This is a genomic window from Microbulbifer mixtoriginis (SeqCode) (assembly GCF_052468275.1).
The window spans coordinates 2,947,248-2,962,094 of record NZ_CP174341.1; the positions used below are offsets into that span (position 1 = coordinate 2,947,248).

A 14,847-nucleotide genomic window follows, 5' to 3' on the forward strand; every position below is an offset into this window, starting at 1 on the left:
ATTTAGTTGGTCTTGAACGTTGTCTCAAGCTTTCGTATTGCTCAATGTGAGTTAGTAAGGGTATTGAGCTTGGTAATGAGTATTAGCGAAGGTGGGATAAGGAGCCAAGGAGATATCGGCAATAGGAGAATATGGTTCGTTATTGCTAAAAGAAGTCGCGCAAGTAGGGTCGCTTAGGCTCGACTAAACTGTGAACACGTCTTTGACTAGGTAGAAATAACAAGATATTAATTATTAGGCTGACTCTCTCTTGCGTTTGAACAGTTTTACCCAAAAGATCCCCTCAAAAACAACACCCAAAGCGAGAAAAAAGGCCCCGCCAACAGGCACACCAAATACATAGCAGGCAATGGCTGCTAGTAAGAATAGTAGGGCGACGGTGATCCTCTTCAATTTGGTGCTCCTTTTTGTGTTGTGTGTGGGCACAGGCTCAAGCTTGGCACACTTCAAAGACTATACTGAATGCCAGACCGAAACCCAACATAAATAATGCTTAGGCAGAGAGCTGCAGAGCAGAATGCTAAAGGTAGATAGAGTTTGTGGGAACCATGTTTGATTCTATTAACCGTGACCAATACGAATGAGCCTAAGGCCAGGAGAGTCGATAGACACAGCGCCATGAAGATGACTCGAACTTCTGTAATACCGCCATTGCCAGCAACTAAAGTCGGCTCTGGATAAATTAGGTTGCTCTGCCCGACAGATACCATAGCTGAAACACTTCTGGCTAGAAACAACTCGTTACCATCTAGGCCTAGCCAGTATTCCATAGTGGCAATAAAAATTGATATTGAGCTTGCTATAAGGCAAAGACAGATTTTTGAAACAGTCATCATTTTTTATGGTATTCGCTGCTACTTTTTCTAGCACTTAGCCTTTTGAACTTGTGGGGATATTTTTTTATAAATAAGAACTTCTTAAGAAGTAGTATCTATTTGTGTGGGAAGCCCACAAGGTATTTTTAATATCTAGTTCATTTCTTGTTAATATGTCTTTTCGTATCATGGTACTGCCAGAGAACGTTAATGATTTTCCAGTTATTTTTATCATTCTTATATAAGTGCATATAATCAATCCAATCATCGACTGTAAGCTTTACCGAGGCTACCCGGTTATCAATATCAAGTATGTTGATATCAACCCTGGGGGACTCTGTAAATTTATCGCCTTCCTTATTGTAGTTTTCGGCCAACCAAACCATGGTTTCATAGTCTGTCATCCATGATGAATTCTGAGCCGTCTTTGGATTTCCAGTAGGTTCGCTTGGCTAGTTTCGTATCTAAACCTCTTTCCATTAGGCTTGGTTCAACTTTTTGTTGTGACTCAATGTAATCGAGTACGGCTCTGCGTATTTTGGTGTTGTCCTCAGCGGAATTGGCATATACATATGAATTTAAAAAAGTTAACAGGATTAAAGGTATTAATTTGTACATCATATTTCCTTGGATAACTCTTGTTGTGGGGTTTGTAGAATAACGGTTTATTGGTTAGTTAATGAGCTATCAGATTCTGCTTTGACAGATTGCTGAATAGATGAGTGATTAGAAATCATTGAGTCAATCCAGCTTGCATAATGACTTAAGCGAATGGAATAGGAAGTCTGGCCATAGGTGCCAGGGCGGAAGGTTCGTATATCAACATTTTCCGCGTGCTTCCAGGATGTGAGACCTGCGAGTAACCACTGGCCATCAATTTCAATTAGTACCGGGCCGCCACTGTCGCCATTCGTAGACATGCCTTCAAGTGGCAACGCATTCGGGGCTTGATCAAAGTCATAGCCAAGCCAACGATTTTGAGTTGATGAGATTATGTTAAATGCTCTGCGGAGTTCTGTTCGATTGGGGCCTTTGGGGTCATGGCCGAGGTCAGCTGTACCCGTTGCTCCTTTTCCGATCAGTTTTACTATTTTTCCTTGCTCATCACTTTCACGGTAAATTCCTACCGGATTAACACCAATCATAGGCTGAGAGAGTTTAATTAAGGCAATATCATCGGATGTGGCCAATAATGCTTCAATTTCACTGGCATCTCCCGTTTCTAGTGCCTCATCAATCATCCTTTGAGGTATCTTCTTGTAGCCGGGGTGTATCACCAGCTTATCGATCCTTCTGGAAGTGCCTTTAATGGTGACCTCTTCAATACAGTGTTGCCAAGTAACGGCATGCGCAGCTGTCGCAATCCACTCTGGGGAGATAAGTACACCGTGTCCTTCTCCCGGTAAATCTACAAGTGCGGGGAGTTCAGAGGCATCGATACGGTATCTTGAGTCACTCACATCATCGCGAATGGTTATTGCTATTACCACAGGTGTTAATACTAATTGGAAGGAAAGAAAAAGATATTTAATTGTGCGTATCATGAGAGATCTTTCTGTAAGTTATTGGTTATATAGATCATTGATGTCTGAAAAAAATAGATCTGACGTAGAGGCCTTGGCCTAGTTGCCACCAGTGAATCCTATCGCCAGATATTGGGCTGTAAATTAGAGGCTCCATTGAATTTAATTTCGGAACCTCGTATCCCTGAATTGAAGCTAACTAGCAGTAAAAGCTATATTTTACGGAATCTTTCAAAATAGGCACTAATTGTAGGTTAGGGGATATCACTTCCTTAGTTTGACGGCAGTCCCAAAGACCATCATTTCACAAGATCCTTCCATAATGGCACTTGTTGAAAATCGGATACCTACTACGGCATCGGCTCCTTTCTGCTGGGCACTATCAATCAACCGTTGAAGGGCCTTATTTCTGGCTTCGGATAGCATTTCTGTATAGCCTCTTATCTCACCGCCAACGATACTCTTTAAGCCCGCCATAACATCACGACCAATATGCTTGGATTGAACAACGTTACCGGTAACCACTCCGAGTATCTCTTTGATTTCATATCCTGGTACGGTTTCAGTGGTTGAGTAGATCATGATACATTTCTTAATGTTGCTTGGTATGGTTCTTACTATGATTGCATGGGACATGCCTTGAAAAGAAGAAAGTATTACATTTTGATGAAACTAAAAATACGCCTTATTATTGGGGATGCTTGGAATTAGACTGGGATTTTGACACCCAGCTTCTTGCCATCATGATCGCAATAGAGAACTATCTAGGATATTCAAGAAAGCATTAAATGCTCTTTTTTCTCCGCCTCTACGAAATTTAAGTACGCACTTACCACATGATCAGGCGCCTCCCAATGCGGATAGTGCCCAATCTTTCCCAGCTCAATAATGTCTGCTGCCCGATCTATCAATTGACGAAATCGATCCACCATATGCTTCCCTGAAACTGGGTCCAACGAGCCATTGATTAGCAGTAGGGGGCCAGGGTATTGGTTTAGCGCGTCGATCCAACGCTGACGATGTTTGCGCCTGTCGTACATGTAGGTGATCAGTTTATAGAGGAGCCGGTTGCCATTCTTATATTGGAGAATTTGCCACAAGTCTCGCAATTCTCTGTCGGAGGGTTTTGTCTCTGGTCCGAAAATGGCACTGAAGCTGCGGCAAAACTGCTGGTAGCGCATTAGTTTATTGATTAGAGAGCCAATAGGAGAAAGCAGGAGTTTCTGCACGAGGCGAGCTTGATGAGTTTCTGGGAATAGACCGCCATTCAGCAGGCACACCGAGATATACCCTGTAGTGCCGCCGTTGTTGGCTCTGGCGAGTAACTCCTGTGCTACGGAATCCCCATAGTCATGGGCCAACAGGTGGACCTTATTGATGTTTAAATATTGTAGAAGAGCTTCATGTAAATCAGCTTGCTGGTGGATACTGTAGTTATGCTGTTTGGGTTTGTCTGAATAGCCAAAGCCCAGCATATCCATAGCAATGCAGCGATAGTGCTCTGTCAGTTGGGTCCATACCTTTTGCCAGTCATAACTACTGGTTGGAAAACCGTGGATCAAAAGCAGTACTGGTTTATGACGACAGCTTGGGTTGCTATCGACATAGAAGAGTTGGTGGTCTTGATAATCAAATATCTTTCCGTTTGATAACCATTGCTGAGGTTGCATTGGCTGCTCCATTTCTTATTGTTGTACTTGCTGTAAAGATTGCATGATGAGCGCGCAACCTCAAGCAGCGGCTATCAGATGGAAAGTATTTATCCTGTTCCTTGCAATGCGTAAACCGCGGGCTTGTTGATTATTTTCCATACAGAAAGCAGGGTAACCGAGGCCGTCAGGCCGATAATAAACAGTGGTGGCAGCAGCCAGCCCCAGAGGCTGGTTTCAATGCTGAACTCGCTTTGCTCAAGCCAAAGTGCTAGTGGGACCACTACCAAAGTTGCTACAGCGATACCGATAATTACGGGAGTCAAGCTATCGATCAGCGTGTGATAGAAAATCGTCGCTGGGCGGGCGCCGATTGCCATGCGCACGCCAAGCTCGGTACGCCGCAGTTGTACACTGTAACTGAGCACTCCAAAGATACCGATGGCAGCGAGGCTGAGTGCCAGTAATGTTAGGGCTGTGGTTACCCAAACTGAGACTCGGTCATTGCTTAGGAGTAGGTCTCGCGCCTGCTCCAGGGAGAATAGCTCGGAAACTTTGTACTGCCTGTTTACTTCGGCAAACTCCCGGTTAATCTCTGTGGTGCTGAGTGGTTGGTGAGGCTTATGTCTGAGTACGAGTAGGGGATAGCTCACGTTGATACCGCGCACAAATAAGCGGGCGGGTTCCATTTTGCCTGGCAGGCTTGCGTTACGCACTACACCGACCACTTGGTAGGGCAAGTCACCTCGCCAGTAGTAGCGCTTGCCTAATACTTCTCCATTCGGTTCCAGCTGCTGGGCAAGGGTTTCGTTGACGAGCATCATGCGATTGTTATCGGAAAACTCAGCCGCATTGATATGACGGCCAGCTACCAGTGGCATACGCAAAATGGAAAGGTAGTTTTCGTCGACTACTGTGGTCTTGGCCATCACCGGGTTTTGTCGGCTGGCATCATGACTCAGGGATGTGGTCCAGAGTGGCCGGCTGATAGAGATAGGAGTGTTTAAGCTCAGGCTGGCATTTTGTACTTTAGGGTGCTCCAGCAATCTTTGCCTGATGGCCTTCAGATAACTCTCTCGCTCGGTAGTGGGGGCGCTCCTAAGATTGCCGATATTCAGAGTCATTACCTGAACGTTGTCCAAAGGGAAACCAAATGGTTGGTTAATCAGGCGATTGGCTTGCAGGAATATCTGTAAACTGGCGACTATGAGTAAGCTGGTCATCGCTACTTGGCTGCTGATGAGGACTTTGCGGATCAGTGGTGAAATTTGTACACCGGAGCCTTTGCCGCTGCTCTGCAACATTTGATTCAGTGCGCGGTAATTAACCTGGCGACTGACTATGGCTGAGAAGAATAGGGCGAGCAGTAAGGCACACAACAGTGCGAAAACCAGTGTCTGCCAGTTTAAGGTGAGCTCTTGAATGCGAGGAATTTGTTCCGTAGCCATCACCTTTAATACTTCCGTCGACCCCAGGGCTAAAAGTAGAGAAAGTAATGCAGCCCCTAACATAAGTAGGCCGATTTCACACAGCAGGGCCAAAAAGATATGTTTTTTGTGTGCGCCCAACGCGACCTGTATCGCCATATTGCGTTGTTGTTTGGCAGCGCGAGAAAGAATCAGATTGGTAACATTGGCGCAGGCAATTAACAGGAGCACCAGTGTACCGCCCATAACCATTAGGGTTCGTGTGGCGCTGTCGCCAAGTATTTTATTGGCGAAGGGGGTGAGTCGGTATTCAACGGACCTCTCTACCGAAGAGGATCTTCCCGCTAGGGCAGCTTGATACTGGGCATCCATTAATGTGCTCAATTCATGCCCTGCGCTGGTGGAGTCAATGCCCGGCTTCAGCTTTCCTGTGAGCATGCGAAAAGGCAGGAAGCCTCTCCAATTATTTCTGCGCCCTACTTGTGTATCGTTAAAGTCCCAGGGCAGCCAGACTGCTGTTTGTCGGCCCTGTTTATAGATCTGGGGCTCAATGAAGTTTTTGGCAGTGACGCCGACAATACGAAAGTCCACCTCCCCAAATTGCAGGCTTTGCTCCAAGACATTTGGGCTGCGCCGGAACATCTGCTCCCAGGTTTGATAGCTGATAACCGCCACAGGGACTCGGCTGTCGAGCCCTTCATCGGCATTGAATTGTCTGCCCAGGGCCAGGGGTGCTCCAGCCAGCTGGAGATATTCTGGAGAGACATAGGAAACATTAACCCGTGGTGATCCGGATAAATTGCGGACCACATCTTCCCAGAAGTACACCAGGGCGCTGGACTCGAAGAAACTGTCGTTTTTATAGATTTCAACCAGGGCGGGGTATTGGCTGTTGTTTTCCAGCCGCAGCTGCTTGTTCTGGTAGAGATTACCATTCACGACATACAGCCGATCTTCGTCCGGGTAGGGTAGGGGTGCGGCTAACAGTTGGTAGTTGAGATTAAATAGCGTTACCAGGGCGCCGAGGGTGATACCCAGGGTTAAAATAATAGTGGTGGCGTAGCTCCGCGCCCGATTGAGGGACTGGAGGGCAATGGACAGGTCCTTTGTGGTGATCATAGGGCCATCTCATGGGGCTCTTTTATGGGCTGCGGCGTTGAGATTTTTCCATCCAGCAGATGCAATTGGCGGCTGGCCATGTCAGCGTAACGAGGATCATGGGTCACCATACACAGGGTGGTCCCTTCATTGTTGAGCTGCCGCAGCATTTCCATTACCGCATCGCCATTGTGGGAATCCAGGTTGCCGGTGGGCTCGTCCACCAGTAGCAGGGATGGATTGCCAACTAGCGCCCGGGCTATGGCGATTCGCTGCTGTTGGCCACCCGATAACTGATTAGGTTTGTGAGAGGCCCGGTGACTCATCCCCACCTTCTCCAGGCAGTGTTTCACTTTTTTGTCGGCTTCAGACTTGGGAATGGGATTGCGTCGGTATCGCAGGGGCAGGGCGATATTGTCGTACACAGAGAGTTCGTCAATCAGGTTAAAGGACTGGAAGATAAAGCCTACTTTCTCGTTACGAATTGTCGCCGCCTCACTTAGCGTCAATTGAGCGACTTCAGTGCCTTCAATCTCATAGCTGCCGCTGGTGGGGAGGTCCAGCAGGCCGAGAATCGAGAGAAGTGTGGATTTACCGCAACCCGAGGGGCCGCAGATAGAAACAAATTCCCCCGAGTAAATACTCAGGTCAACGCCCCGCAGGGCGTGAGTTTCCATTTCTTCGGTGCTGAACACCTTAGTGATCCCGGCCATATGAAGGATTGGCTTGGACATAGCGAACTCCCTGTTCTCGCTTTGGGTTTCAGGCTTTAGTCAATAATCTGGATATGCTCAGCTTCATTAAAATTGGCCATATCCGAGAGGATGATACGGTCCGCTTCATTGACGCCTTGGGTGATCTGGATATATCGGCCCGATTCCTCACCGAAGCTGATAGACTGGAGTGCCGCTTCCTCCCCGTTTTCGTTAATCAGGAAGAGGTTGGTCTCACTGTGCCTCTGTACATTGATAGGTCTCTCGACGAACAGTGTATCTTCCATAGTGGCGGTGAAGATCCGGGCATCGACGTTGAGCTGTGGCCTGGCAGACTCTGGGGCGCCTGCGCTAAAAGCAATTTCCACTTCAATATTGCCGTCCCGAACCTCAGGAGTAATACGGGTTACCACACCTTCGACTTTTTCCCTGCGGGTATCAATTTCAGCGGGCTGGCCAACCTCCAGTTGTTCTGCTTTGGATTGTGGGACTTGAACCAGGGCGAGTAGATCTGTCTCGCTGCCGATCAGAGCCAGTTCCTGGCCGGGGTCGACACCTTGCCCCAGCTCTACTGGTAGTCGTTGTAGTATGCCGTCCAGGCCTGCGCGTACTGTGAGACGATCTGTCCGCTGTTGGATACTTTGCAGTTGGGTCTGGGCTTGGTTGATTTGCTCGCGCTGGATTAACTCTGATTCAACGGCGACTTTGCGCAGGTGGTTGATACGCTGTTTTTGCAGGTCCACACGTTTTTTCATCTGCTCTTGGCGTAAGACGGTGGTTTGGTAGGTGAGCTGGGAAACCACTCCACTTTTTACCAGTTCGTCCTCAGCTTCGCGGCGCAACTTGATCACTTGGTAATTGGAATTCAGTTCCGCGAGTATGGCTTCTTCCGCGAGAACATCGCGCTGGTTGTTCAGAACAAGCCGGCGCAGATTAGCTTCCTCTTGTTCTAGGGAGGTTTCGGCTGCATCCAGATCGCGCATTAACTCTGGATTGCTCAGTTGCATAATGACGCTATCACTTTGTACTTCTGCACCGGGACGCAACATGATTTTTTCAACATTCGCTGCGGTTAGGGCGGTAATTAAAGTCTGCTTGTCTGAACGCAGCCTACCGTAGCCATCTACCACAACCTGCAGGTCTCCCCGTTGGACGGTACCTAGCATCAGCTGTTCCCGCTCAACTTTGTAGGCGCTGTCAGGAAGTAACAGGAGGGTGCTGGTAAATGCCACAAAAGCTAGGGCAGCACCACCCAACATTAAAGGGTGCTTAATCAGGGGGCGTTTCTTAGGTTTAATAATATCCATATTGCGGCATTTCCTTGGTTAAGCAATCGTTACACGCTTTTCTGCTGTGAAACCTTGATGCGGAGGCGAGTTAGAGGTGGAAAATCATAACTATTTAAAACGGGTGTATTCCTGTTGGAACTCCGAGGGAGGGCGGGTTCTTATCTTGTAATTAGTACTGTCGAGCATATTTTTGTGATCAAAACTCAGGCCTGTATAAGGGTTTTAGGTGAGGCTGAAAATGCAGGAAAATTGGCACAAGAACCAGTTGCTTGCGGTGAATGGTGGGGAAATACAGGACGGTTTGAATATTGTGAGGCGGGCAGTCACTTGAGAAGTTTAACGATTACCCAATGAATTTTGAGGATCGATTCGCAAATAAAATTGCGGAGATGTAGTGGGAATAAAGGTGTCGTGGTTTAGTGAATCCGGTAGATTTTCTAAACCACTACACCTTTAACAAAATATGTTTGCAAAACGAGGGTTATCCCAGAGCTTTGACTAATAGCGCCTGTTGAAGTTGATCGTCATCAACCCCCTCTGGTCGGGGTATTTGCACGATATGCCCGGATCCCGGAGCTACATCGATCGCTTTGCCTTCCGTATTCTCCATTTGCTCCAAGGGGAAGAACAAGCTACCTCTGGGAGTCATTAACTCCAATTGATCACCGCGTTCAAAGCGATTTTTAACATCAATCGTCAAATACTCAGGACTGCCGTCAATAAGCTCGCCTACGAACTGTTGGCCCGGAGTTGATATCAACCCCTTTTCATATTGCTGGTATTCTGCTGGTGGATGGCGACGGTAGAAACCTTCCGTGTAGCCTCTGTTCGAGAGGGTTTCCAATTCGTCCATCATCTTCATGTCGAAGTCTTTTCCTGCTGCAGCGTCGTCTATGGCGCGACGATAGATCTGAGCAGTACGAGCCACATAATAGTGGGACTTGGTGCGACCTTCGATTTTTAAAGAGTGGACCCCCATTTCCGTGAGGCGCTTGACGTGCTGTACGGCCCGCAGATCTTTGGAGTTCATGATGTAGGTACCGTGCTCATCTTCGTAAGCCGGCATATATTCTCCAGGGCGACCTTCTTCCTGTAGTAAAAAGGCTTGGGAAGTACTGTCACTGGCGGAGGTGGGTTGCTGGATAGATTCCTGATTTTGCACATGAATCAATTCGCCAACTTCATTCTCTTTGGCTTCATGAGCTTGGTATTGCCAGCGGCAGGAGTTGGTGCAGGCGCCCTGGTTGGCATCTCTATGGGTCATATAACCGGATAGCAAGCAGCGCCCGGAATAGGCGATACAGAGTGCACCGTGGACAAAGACTTCCAGCTCCATCTCAGGCACTTTCTGGCGAATTTCCTCAATCTCATCCAGGGACAGTTCTCGAGAAAGTATCACCCGAGATAACCCCTGGCGATGCCAGAACTTTACGGTCGCGTAGTTTACCGCATTGGCCTGTACGGATAGGTGGACTGGCAGATCAGGCCAACGCTCCCTTACCATCATTATCAGGCCTGGGTCGGACATAATCAGGGCGTCAGGTCCCATTTCAACAATTTCTTCCAGGTCCCGCAGGTAACTGCGAACTTTATCGTTGTGGGCGGCGATATTGGAAGCGATATAGAACTGTTTTCCTTGCTGGTGTGCTTCTTCTATACCTAGGCGCAGGGTTTCAATATTTTTAAATTCATTATTGCGCACACGCAAGCTATAGCGGGGCTGGCCTGCATAAACGGCATCGGCACCATAGGCAAACGCATATCGCATATTTTTTAAAGTCCCTGCGGGGGACAGTAACTCAGGTTTAAACACGGAAAAACTCATAGTGGAATAGTCGGACGCGGCCGCATGTTAACGGCATTCAAGATCGCGCTAATTGATATAAATCAATTAGCGCTGGGGTGGGGGTGATAAGCTGATCTGGAGGGAATCTATGCCTGTTACTCTAGCCGAATAAAAGACCTCTAACCTCTAATTTTTGCTGTTTACTTTTTAGTTCTGTAGGACCTGTTGATAGCCTTGTGTATAGACCCAGTCATTATTCTTGGCTGGTAAGTGGCATCCAAAACAGTTGTTAAGCCCGCTGCCCTTCCAGGTTTTGGTTTCACTTTTTGCTACCCCTGGCTTGAATAAAGCCCATCCCCAACCTTCTGCCCAGGCCTCATTCTTGGGAAATCTCCCTTCTGTGTCCTTTACCATCATAAAGGTGAACTGGAGATCAGTAGAGTAGTAAGCCAAGCCTGTGGTTAATGGTTCTGATTTGGTGCTGTTGACATCTTTTACCAGGACTGCGCCATCCGGGAATTTTCCATTTTTGCGAAAGGCTTTAACTGCTTCAGGTTGAGTGTAAACAATGTGAGTATCCCAGCCCTTGCCACTGGATGACTTTACTTGGTAGGAGCCGAGAAATGTCCATTCTTGGCGGTAATCCTTGGGTAATGTGATGTTTCCCTGTGCGTCAACGAAATGACTGAAAGTGGACTTTAGATTCTCTTGAGCTATGGCCTGTAGGCTAAACAGTATTCCCAGTGTAACTAAGCAGATTGTGCGCATAATGCCTCTTCCTATGTTGATTCCATGGAGGTGGGGACTAGGTCTAGCCCTCATTGTTTGGAAGTATAGGGAGGAGAGGGATGATCAACTGTCAGCTAGCTGACACTAAAGCCAAATTTAGCCTTGCGCTAAGCCTTCGAGGGCGCCTTTGTTTAGTAGGCAAATATGTTGGCGTGTGTAATCAATAATGCCTTTGTGTTTCCAGGTGCTAAGTAGTTGGCTAACGGTTTGTCTACTGCCGCCGGCCATAGCCGCTAGCTCAGATTGGGAAAGCTTTACATCTATTTCATGCCCGTGAGCGCAAGGTTGGCCCCGAAAATGAAAGAGTTGGGATAATAAACTTGCCAATCTAACAGCTAGGGGCGCGGTTATATGCTGAAATATACGCTGTTGTAATAAAGACTCTCTGTTGGCTAGATGCTCTATAAGGTCTTGCTGGGTTTGTGACAGTGAATGTAACAGGTCATTGAGATTTTCTGGAAAAGCGACTTCTAGCTCACAACCTATTTTGGCAATTGCTTCTATTTCTTGTGAATTTCCGCCAAGACCTGGGCCAAACCAGGAGCCTGGCCCATACAGGTCTACAAGTCCCCGGCTGCCATTAAAGTCCACTTTATGGATAAGAACATAACCGGCATGTATAAAATAAATATTTCGGGAGGCCACTCCCTGACGAAATAACACTGTTTCTGTGGTACAGCATACTCTTTTTGTTTTAGTCGCTATCGTTTGCAATTTAGTGTTTTCTTATTGGAGGTTGGAGTGTATGGACTAATCACAAACCCTCTTACCTTTTCAATCTTGGTCGAATATTAGTGAAATTCACAGGATGACAATATACACGAAAAAGCAAGCCATCAATGTCGTAGCGCTCAAATCTTGTTATCCATTTACAAAGTGAAAGATACAGCTAAAAAATTACTAGGCTTATTTAATTTCTTCACAGTACCATCAGGCCTTCTGCTATGCGCACCGACTCAGACCAAACTGGCCATCTAATTTATGATCAGGTAATCCAGGATATTGCCGATTACGTTCTCAATTTTGAAGTTTATTCCAATGAGGCTTGGCAAACAGCGCGCTACTGCCTGATGGATTCCTTGGGCTGTGCTTTTCTTTCACTGCGTTTTCCCGAGTGTACGAAACTATTAGGCCCTCTAGTTGAGGGGACGGTGGTGCCCAATGGGGCTCGTGTGCCGGGTACCCAATTTTGCATGGATCCGGTTAAAGCTGCCTGGGATATAGGCTGTACTATCCGCTGGCTGGATTTCAATGATACTTGGCTGGCCGAAGAGTGGGGGCATCCATCTGACAATCTGGGCGCTATCTTGGCGGTGTGCGATTTCCTTTCTCAGAAGCGGCTGAGTGCAGGGGAAGAGCCCCTGACAATGGGAAAGGTGATGGAGGCGATGATCAAGGCTTATGAGATCCAAGGTGTACTGGCATTACAAAACAGCTTTAACCGCGTTGGCTTGGACCATGTATTGTTGGTTCGCGTGGCTTCTACAGCGATTGCTACTTGGTTGATGGGGGGAGGCAGGGAAGAATTACTGGCGGCGATTTCCCAGGCCTGGGTAGATGGTAGCGCCCTGCGTGCCTACAGGCACTTCCCCAATACGGGTTCGCGTAAATCTTGGGCGGCAGGAGATGCCACGGCAAGGGGAGTTCGCCTGGCGGATATGGCCATGCGTGGTGAGATGGGTATACCAACCGTACTTACGGCGAAGCAATGGGGCTTTTATGACGTGGCTTTCAGTAAAACCAATGCTGATCAGGCAATAAAACCGTTGGAGGAGCGGCAGTTCCGGTTTCCGCGTCGATTCGGCTCCTATGTAATGGAGAATATCCTTTTCAAGATTTCCTTCCCGGCAGAATTCCATGGCCAAACAGCCTGTGAAGCCGCGATAGTTTTACATCCATTGGTAAGGGGTAGGGTGCAAGACATAGAGAGAATTGTCGTGACTACTCACGAATCCGCAATACGAATTATTAGTAAAACCGGCCCCCTCTCCAATCCGGCGGACCGCGATCACTGCCTGCAATATATCGTGGCTGTGGCTCTTTTATTTGGGGATTTGCAGGCTAGTTTTTATGAGGATGAATTCCATCAGTCCCATCCGGAAATTGATGAGCTGCGCGGGAAAATTACCGTTGTTGAGGATGGCTGCTATTCGAAGGATTACCTTGATCCGGATAAGCGTTCAATTGCGAATGGTGTGCAGGTTTTTTTTAAGGGGGGCAAGGCAACAGAGAATGTAGTGGTGGAATACCCGCTTGGTCATCGTCGACGCCGTAAAGAGGGGATACCGCTTTTGTTGAAGAAATTCCATTCCAATCTGGCTGCACGTTTCCCTTCAGGCCAAGCAGAGAAAATATTAGCTTTATTTGCTGATCAACAACAGTTACAGGCAATGCCAGTACATCTTTTTATGGATAAGTTGGTTATTTGATGGACTGCCGCATTGCGGCTTTGGAACTTCCAATAAAAAAGGCGACCATAGGCCGCCTAATTCAAGCTCTCAAATCATACGACGGTCAAACAGCTCTTCCCAATTCGGATGATCGTCGTTAAAAGCGCTCTTAGAACTTGTATTCAGCACCGATACCGGCATAGCTGCGGTCGTAATCGCCATCAGCTGTTTCATCGGTGTAGAAGCCGAATACTTTAGCGGCGCTGTTGAACTTGTAGTCAACACCCAGGCTGTAAGTTTCGCCGTCTTCTTTCTTAATGTCAGACTGACCGTACTGTGCTTTCAGAGTCCACTGCTCGATTTTGTAAGCTACAGAGCTCATCCAGCCGTCAGCGTTTTCACCGTCAGCGTTTTCCTGGTCTTCAAACAGGGCACCAACCTGTACAGGGCCGATGTTGTACTGGGCTACAAAGCGCTGAACGTCAACGTCCTGGCCTTCCACGTCTTGGTCGAAAGCGTAGGCCATGTAAACGCCGTTGTTGTCGTAAGCAATAGAAGTGGAGATGCCATTATTGCGCTTGATTTCTTTGCCTAAGATGTCACTGCCATCATCATTTTGGCCAATGATCTCGTAACCAATTACCTCATCTTTATTGCTGATATAAGCAGCAGAAGCTTTGAAGCCCGCGAAAGACGGGGTAGTGTACTGTAGAGCGTCTTCTTCGCGGTTGTCGCTGCTGGTGATCAGGCTTTTAATATCGCCTTCCAGGTCGTTGAACAGGTCAACTTTCTTCTGGGCAACTTTCAACGGGGTGTCGAACTTACCCGCGATTACCTGACCGAAGCCGCCTTCCAGTCCAGCGTAGATATTGCGTTGAGAGAAAGTGTCATCAGCGTCGCCGTCCATATCTACTTCGTATTCCATACGGTAGATACCCTTGATGCCGTCGGTCAGGGCGATCTCACCCTTAACGCCCAGGCGGGAAGCGTTGCTTTGAACATCGGTTACAGAGCCGTCACCTTCGTCAGCAGACTGGAAGGTAACATTGGCTTTGCCGTAAAAGTCGAGGACATCGCCTTCTTCTTGGGCGTTGGCCAGAGTCGGGATCATGGCAACAATGGCCAGAGAGAGAGCGGTCTTATTCATAGTCGTCTCGCACAGTTTATGGTTGTGGGTTGAGGGGAAGCCTTCCGTTCAGTCTGTTGGTTGCCCCTCGATTTGGTGCGGATTCTGCGACCTGAATATTACAAACATGTTAAACATGGCATTTTTCTTAAAAAAATATGACCAGCGGGTGCCATGTATAGCAGTTAAGGCAGTCACTATGCGGCATGGCGCGCCGGTTATAGACATGTTTTGGTTCTATG

Annotated in this window: 13 protein-coding genes; 1 reads left to right on the top strand and 12 read right to left on the bottom strand. The window is 47.6% G+C overall.

Annotation, left to right across the window (positions count from 1 at the left end):
* Window positions 1-234: 234 nt before the first annotated feature.
* The 11 genes from ACJJIC_RS12855 to ACJJIC_RS12905 form a co-directional block, all read right to left on the bottom strand.
* Entirely contained in the window at window positions 235-393 is a 159-nt protein-coding gene (locus tag ACJJIC_RS12855) for a hypothetical protein (protein WP_445357110.1), read from the bottom strand.
* Between the two features lie 580 nt (window positions 394-973).
* The gene (locus tag ACJJIC_RS12860; RefSeq protein ID WP_445357111.1) at window positions 974-1,219 is read right to left on the bottom strand and encodes a nuclear transport factor 2 family protein; all 246 of its coding nucleotides are present in this window, start codon (window positions 1,217-1,219) and stop codon (window positions 974-976) included.
* Between the two features lie 261 nt (window positions 1,220-1,480).
* The gene (locus ACJJIC_RS12865; RefSeq protein WP_444885061.1) at window positions 1,481-2,359 is read right to left on the bottom strand and encodes a S1 family peptidase; all 879 of its coding nucleotides are present in this window, start codon (window positions 2,357-2,359) and stop codon (window positions 1,481-1,483) included.
* 243 nt (window positions 2,360-2,602) lie between these two features.
* Window positions 2,603-2,920, bottom strand: a complete 318-nt coding sequence (locus ACJJIC_RS12870) for a heavy metal-binding domain-containing protein (protein WP_252085798.1) — start codon at window positions 2,918-2,920, stop codon at window positions 2,603-2,605.
* 191 nt (window positions 2,921-3,111) lie between these two features.
* Window positions 3,112-4,008 carry an alpha/beta fold hydrolase gene (locus ACJJIC_RS12875; RefSeq protein WP_445357112.1) on the bottom strand — a complete coding sequence of 299 codons (897 nt, stop codon included), beginning with the start codon at window positions 4,006-4,008 and terminating at the stop codon, window positions 3,112-3,114.
* Window positions 4,009-4,097: 89 nt separating this feature from the next.
* Window positions 4,098-6,533: an ABC transporter permease gene (locus ACJJIC_RS12880; RefSeq protein WP_445357113.1), complete on the bottom strand. Its 2,436-nt coding sequence runs from the start codon at window positions 6,531-6,533 to the stop codon at window positions 4,098-4,100.
* Entirely contained in the window at window positions 6,530-7,246 is a 717-nt protein-coding gene (locus ACJJIC_RS12885; protein ID WP_444886098.1) for an ABC transporter ATP-binding protein, read from the bottom strand. Before ACJJIC_RS12885 ends, ACJJIC_RS12880 begins: the two co-directional genes overlap by 4 nt.
* 35 nt (window positions 7,247-7,281) lie before the next feature.
* On the bottom strand, window positions 7,282-8,532 hold the full coding sequence (locus ACJJIC_RS12890) for an efflux RND transporter periplasmic adaptor subunit (protein ID WP_444909687.1): 1,251 nt from the start codon (window positions 8,530-8,532) through the stop codon (window positions 7,282-7,284).
* A gap of 463 nt (window positions 8,533-8,995) precedes the next feature.
* Window positions 8,996-10,339, bottom strand: coding sequence for a prephenate-dependent tRNA uridine(34) hydroxylase TrhP (gene trhP / locus ACJJIC_RS12895; protein WP_445357114.1), 1,344 nt, complete (start codon window positions 10,337-10,339; stop codon window positions 8,996-8,998).
* 168 nt (window positions 10,340-10,507) lie between these two features.
* Window positions 10,508-11,068, bottom strand: coding sequence for a cytochrome P460 family protein (locus ACJJIC_RS12900; RefSeq protein WP_444885056.1), 561 nt, complete (start codon window positions 11,066-11,068; stop codon window positions 10,508-10,510).
* A 117-nt stretch (window positions 11,069-11,185) separates the two neighbouring features.
* On the bottom strand, window positions 11,186-11,803 hold the full coding sequence (locus ACJJIC_RS12905; RefSeq protein ID WP_445357115.1) for a Crp/Fnr family transcriptional regulator: 618 nt from the start codon (window positions 11,801-11,803) through the stop codon (window positions 11,186-11,188).
* Window positions 11,804-12,033: 230 nt separating this feature from the next.
* Here ACJJIC_RS12905 and ACJJIC_RS12910 point away from each other — a divergent pair, with 230 nt between their 5' ends.
* Entirely contained in the window at window positions 12,034-13,518 is a 1,485-nt protein-coding gene (locus ACJJIC_RS12910; protein ID WP_444924993.1) for a bifunctional 2-methylcitrate dehydratase/aconitate hydratase, read from the top strand.
* A gap of 130 nt (window positions 13,519-13,648) precedes the next feature.
* On the opposite strand, the gene ACJJIC_RS12915 is transcribed toward ACJJIC_RS12910, so the two are convergent.
* Entirely contained in the window at window positions 13,649-14,626 is a 978-nt protein-coding gene (locus tag ACJJIC_RS12915) for a porin (RefSeq protein ID WP_444885053.1), read from the bottom strand.
* Window positions 14,627-14,847: the final 221 nt, after the last annotated feature.